This is a genomic window from uncultured Mailhella sp. (assembly GCF_905187505.1).
Classification (GTDB): Bacteria; Desulfobacterota; Desulfovibrionia; order Desulfovibrionales; family Desulfovibrionaceae; genus Mailhella.
The window spans coordinates 1-5,165 of sequence record NZ_CAJJIC010000152.1; the positions used below are offsets into that span (position 1 = coordinate 1).

Annotated in this window: 4 protein-coding genes and 1 CRISPR repeat array; all 4 genes read right to left on the reverse strand. The window is 60.0% G+C overall.

The window, feature by feature from the left end; translation table 11 throughout:
• Positions 1-231: 231 nt before the first annotated feature.
• Positions 232-972, reverse strand: coding sequence for a class I SAM-dependent methyltransferase (locus QZZ60_RS10465; protein ID WP_295641195.1), 741 nt, complete (start codon positions 970-972; stop codon positions 232-234).
• Positions 973-1,157: 185 nt separating this feature from the next.
• Positions 1,158-1,916, reverse strand: a complete 759-nt coding sequence (locus QZZ60_RS10470; protein WP_295641197.1) for an ABC transporter ATP-binding protein — start codon at positions 1,914-1,916, stop codon at positions 1,158-1,160.
• A 1-nt stretch (position 1,917) separates the two neighbouring features.
• Positions 1,918-2,949 carry an iron ABC transporter permease gene (locus QZZ60_RS10475; protein ID WP_295641199.1) on the reverse strand — a complete coding sequence of 344 codons (1,032 nt, stop codon included), beginning with the start codon at positions 2,947-2,949 and terminating at the stop codon, positions 1,918-1,920.
• 11 nt (positions 2,950-2,960) lie between these two features.
• Entirely contained in the window at positions 2,961-4,097 is a 1,137-nt protein-coding gene (locus QZZ60_RS10480) for an ABC transporter substrate-binding protein (RefSeq protein ID WP_295641201.1), read from the reverse strand.
• Between the two features lie 344 nt (positions 4,098-4,441).
• Positions 4,442-5,140: direct repeats of the CRISPR family, unit length 28 nt; unit sequence GTCTTCCCCACGCACGTGGGGGTGTTTC.
• Positions 5,141-5,165: the final 25 nt, after the last annotated feature.

Sequence of the window (5,165 nt, forward strand, 5' to 3'; positions counted from 1 at the left end):
CCGCTCTGCCTATTGAGCTATCGGGGAACGAAGCAACTCGCCGTTGCAGGTGTGTTCTTAGATGTTTTCGGCGTGGCCGTCAAGCGTTTTTTTTCGTTTTTCCCATTTTTTCCCGCAGATGCCGGAACGCAGGGCAAAAACGGACGTGCCCCCCTTCTTCCCCGCGGACGGCGGCGCTGCGGGGAAGAAGTCGGGAGGAGCAGGCTTCATGCACCGGCAGGAGCCCGCCTCTCACGCCTCCTTCTGCGCCGAGACCACGAAATTCCTGATGATGGACACGGCGTTTCCCGCTTCGTCCGTGAAGTGCCGCCGTTCCACGTCGGCGCTCACGCATCGCGCGCCGAGTTCAAGCAGGGTTGCCATGTCCCACTGCGGCCGGTCGACCCGGCTCAGGGGCAGTCGGGCCGCAATGTCGTTGATGGGCGCAGGATCGACGCCGAGCATGAAATCCGGGTCATGCCCGTCCGTGTAGTCGGGCTGCTTTTTCTCCGCCGCGTAGGCTTCGCTGTAAAAATGGCGGTAGTGATTGCCGTCGAAGTTGACCAGCCGCCCGCCCGGTCTCAGCACGCGCAGCCATTCGGCATAAGCCCTTTCCGGCTGCTCAAGATTCCACGTCAGATTGCGGGACACGATGAAATCGAACGACGCGTCGGCAAAGGGAAGATTCTGCGCATCGCCCTGCCGCAGCGCAATGGTCACGCCCGCGTCGGCGGCGTTCTGCGCGGCGCGCTCAAGCATCCCTTCCGAGTAGTCGAAGGCGACCACGTCATGCCCCAGACGGGCCAGCAGAAGAGAAAAGAATCCCGGCCCGCAGCCGAGATCCAGCACGTCCAGCCTGCCCGACGCGGGAAGAAAAGGACGCAGTCTCTCCAGCCAGAACGCTTCCGCGTGCCGCAGATCATGCACGGTCTTCAGGCTGTAGCCTTCCGCCCGCGTGTTCCAGTATCGTCGTATCGCTTCAAGTTCCGTCATGTCTTTCTCTCTGAATCCTGTTTCGTGCGGATGCGGACGCACGGCTCCGTGCCGGAAACCAGTCCGGCCGCCGTGTCCCGCACCTGTTTTCCGCGCTGCCGCCCCGCCTTCTCCTCTGGAGAGGACGGCCGGAACGCGGCGTTCTGCCCAAACGCCGTCCCTGCCGTTGCAGGCCGCAACTCCGCTCACAGGGGCCGCACGGGAATGACGTTCAAAAAACCGGGCGGCGTCCGCTCAACGCAGGCCTCCACGTCGTACACGTCGCCGAGAAGGTACGGCATGAGCACGCGTTCGGCCGCATCAAAGGCTCTTATCCGCCCCTCATGGAGCATGAGAAGACGGTTGCCGTACCGCGACGCCAGCATGAGATCGTGCACGACGAAAAGCGTGACGGCCCCGCTTTGCCGCGTGTACCTGCGTGCCAGATCCATGACGACGAGCTGATGGCGCAGATCGAGCGCGCTTGTCGGTTCGTCGAGCAGCAGCACTCGCGGACGGGACACGAAGGCCTGCGCCATGAACACGAGCTGTTTCTGCCCGCCGCTCAGGCTGCATACCGGTTTCAGACTCAGTTCGTCGAGTCCGAGTTCCAAGAGCGTGTCGGTGACCGTTTCGATCTGCTCGTCGGTGACCTTCCAGCCGAGATCCTTGACCAGACCGAGAAGCACGGTTTCAAAGACCGTCAGGCGGCTGGTGACGGACTCGAGCTGCGGAACGTAGGCGATGTCGCGTTCGGAAAAGACATGGCCCTCGTCGTCATGCAGGAGCACCTCGCCCGAACGGCGGACAAGTCGTGCGATCGCCTTGATCAGCGTGGTCTTGCCCGCGCCGTTGCGGCCGATCACCGCCACCATTTCCCCGCCGTGCAGCGTTGCGGACACGTCGCGGATGACTTCTTTTCCCGAGAGTTTCACGGAGAGGTTGCGAATGGAGAGCGTCAGCATGTCATCTTCCTTTTTTCAGGAGCAGCACGAAGAGGAACGGCACGCCCACGATGGAGGTGATGATGCCCACGGGCATCATGGAGCCGCCGGACAAAATCTTGGAGGCGATCGAGGAGGCGATCATCATCAGGCTGCCGAGCACCGTTGCGCCGGGCAGCAGATAGCGCTGATCCTCGCCCAGCATGAGCTTTGCGCAGTGCGGTGCCACCAGACCCACGAAGGCCACCGTGCCGATGAAGCCGACGGCCCCTGCAATGAGAAACGAGCAGATGAGAAAGACCTGAAAGCGCAGCCCTTCCACGTTGATGCCCAGACTGCGCGCCCGCTCCTCGCCGGTGGTCAGCACGGTGAGACGCCATGACCGTCCGGCCAGAAGCGCCGTTCCTGCGGCGAGCAGCACGCCGCTCACGGCAACGCTCACCCACGAGGAACGCTGCAGATTTCCGAACGTCCAGCCGGAAATGACCTGCGCGATTTCCGGGGAGGCGCGGTATTGCAGATACTGCTGCAGCGCCTGAAAAAAGAAGTTCATGATGATGCCCGAAAGAATCAGCGTGCCGGGCGACATGCCCTTGAGGCGTCCCAGATGGAAGATGAGAAGCGAAACGGCAAGGGCGAACAGAAGAGCGAGCAGCGCGGTGCCCATCCAGAGCTGTCCTGCGATGGAAAAGCCGAGCGTGATGGCGACGGCCGCGCCGAAGCTTGCGCCCGCCGTGACGCCGAGCGTGTAGGGACTCGCCAGCGCGTTGCCGGTGATGGTCTGAATCTGCAGTCCTGCCAGACTGAGCGAGCCGCCCACGAAGGCGCAGGTGAGCGTCATGGGCAGACGGATGAACCATAATATGGCGGCATCGGGGGATTTTCCGCCCGGTCCGTCGAGGAGCGCCGCCACGACCTCGCGGGGAGCGAGGCCGGAAGAGCCCATGCCGAGATCCACGACGATGAGCGCCAGCGTCAGGGCGAGGAGCGCCGCTTCCGTGAAGAGGCGCCTTGCGTTCAGTTGCCGGTATGCGTTGTTTCTGCCGGAAGGCATGGCCCGTTCCTTCAGCGTTCGAGGCGGATCATGAAGGTGCCGTCGAACTTCAGCTCGGGAAGGTACCGGGCATAGAAGGCCTGCATTTCCGCCATGGGCTCCAGGTCGCGGAACGTGTCGGGATACAGGATTTTGGCGAGATAGAGCGTCAGGGTGTAGTCGATCATGTTTCTGAGGCTTCCGTGATCCACGGCATAGACTTCGCCGTTTCTGACGGCGGAGAGGTTCTTCCACGCCGGACGGTCGGCAAAGCCGCGAAGACGCTGCTGCGCCGTGGCCTCGTCGACGGTCAGTCCCATGAGCATCTGATCGCCCTCGGCATTGTTGCGCCAGATGCCGCCGCCCATGACGATGACGTCTGGATCGGCGGCGAGCACGAATTCCGTATCCAGCGGAGCGTAGGGCTGAAGCGCGTGTTCCGCCAGGTTGTCGGCGCCGAGATTTTTCAGCATCGCGCCCCAGAGCACGTTGCCGTTGTAGCTGTTGCCGTACTCGCCCGTGCCCTTGTTGCCGAGCTCCATGTAGACCTTGCGGTGCCTTGCGGAATCGGGAAGGGCCGCAATTTTTGCGTACACGTTCTCAAGGGCGGAGGCGTAGGCGTCGCACTGCTCCTTCGCCACATTCTCCCTGCCGAGGAGCTGCCCGAGGATCATGGTGCTCCGCGTGTGGTTTTCCACCTTCATGGCATGATAGTCGAGCACGACGACCCTTATGCCCGCCCGCTCGAAAAGGTCGATCTTCTGATTGTTGTCCGCGAACTGGGAAAGTCCCACAAGCAGCACGTCGGGATGAAGCGACAGAATCCTTTCGGAATCGAGCACGTCGTCATGATAGCCGCCGATGCTCGGTATGTTCTTCAGTTCGGGAAAGGTTTGCGTATAGACGACGTATTCCCCGTACCTCGTGTCCGCCCAGCCGTCGAAGGTCATGCCGACCACCCTGTTCAGGCTTTCCGCCCCGCCGACCATGAGAAAATTGGCGATGTAGTTGGCCACGACAAAGGTTTCGGGACGCGCGTCGAGCTCCACCTTCCGTCCGGCCATGTCGGTAAAGGAAATGGGCGAAGCCGCAAAAGCCGCGGCGGGCAGGCACGCAAGCACAAGAAGGCAGGCCGCCGCCATGCGGAACAATGTTCTGAAAACAAGCATGATATGTCTTGCCTCGCGAATAAAGTAACACCTATTTTAAAAACGTGCTACCTGTCAAGGCGAACGCCATGATTTTTCAGCGCGCTCATGGCATGGTTTGATGAACGGACGTCGTCTCCATGCAGCGCCTGCGTCGACGGGGCCGTTCACGCGCAGGGCGGGTGACGGATTTCCCGGGGAGCGTTTTCGTTTTTTCTCCGTCGGCAACGCGATTCCGGGGCGCATTCGGCAACGCCTTTTCTGGGGAAGGGCTGAAAAGTTCAAGCAGAACGTGAACGTTGTACGGAGCGGCGAAAACGTAGTTCCGGTTTGACGTGCACCAAAAAGTTCAATAATATGTCAGAGTCTTCCCCACGCACGTGGGGGTGTTTCCTTCCAAGCGTGGCAGGCGAGTAAAGGCACTTAGTCTTCCCCACGCACGTGGGGGTGTTTCTAACGACACTGTCCTTGAAGCTCAGAAAATGAAGTCTTCCCCACGCACGTGGGGGTGTTTCTCGATTTCACCAGTCAATTCAGCCTGAAGAATGGTCTTCCCCACGCACGTGGGGGTGTTTCCATATCGAGATTGGCATTAAGTGTAGAAGTAAAGTCTTCCCCACGCACGTGGGGGTGTTTCTATGAATATTGTATGAGTGACGAATATATAAAGGTCTTCCCCACGCACGTGGGGGTGTTTCCAGCATTATAGACAGATTTTTTATAAGAGCAACGTCTTCCCCACGCACGTGGGGGTGTTTCTTGCTTATCAGATAAAAAATAGATATCCAGAAGGTCTTCCCCACGCACGTGGGGGTGTTTCTGAAGCCGAAGACGGACAAAAATTCGCCATGGCGTCTTCCCCACGCACGTGGGGGTGTTTCTTTTTATAAAACTATCTCGAAAGCTGGAAAAGGGTCTTCCCCACGCACGTGGGGGTGTTTCGACCTATTTCTCCGTCGCTAGCCCCCGGCCATTGTCTTCCCCACGCACGTGGGGGTGTTTCTGGATTTCTTACAGATGATTATTATATTTCTGGGTCTTCCCCACGCACGTGGGGGTGTTTCCAAAGAAGCCACGTTGTATGATAAA

What these genes read in the sequence shown, in the direction of transcription:
- QZZ60_RS10465 (WP_295641195.1), bottom strand. Translation starts at nt 972, where the DNA reads ATGACGGAACTTGAAGCGATACGACGATACTGGAACACGCGGGCGGAA.
- QZZ60_RS10475 (WP_295641199.1), bottom strand. Translation starts at nt 2,949, where the DNA reads ATGCCTTCCGGCAGAAACAACGCATACCGGCAACTGAACGCAAGGCGC.
- QZZ60_RS10470 (WP_295641197.1), bottom strand. Translation starts at nt 1,916, where the DNA reads ATGCTGACGCTCTCCATTCGCAACCTCTCCGTGAAACTCTCGGGAAAA.
- QZZ60_RS10480 (WP_295641201.1), bottom strand. Translation starts at nt 4,097, where the DNA reads ATGCTTGTTTTCAGAACATTGTTCCGCATGGCGGCGGCCTGCCTTCTT.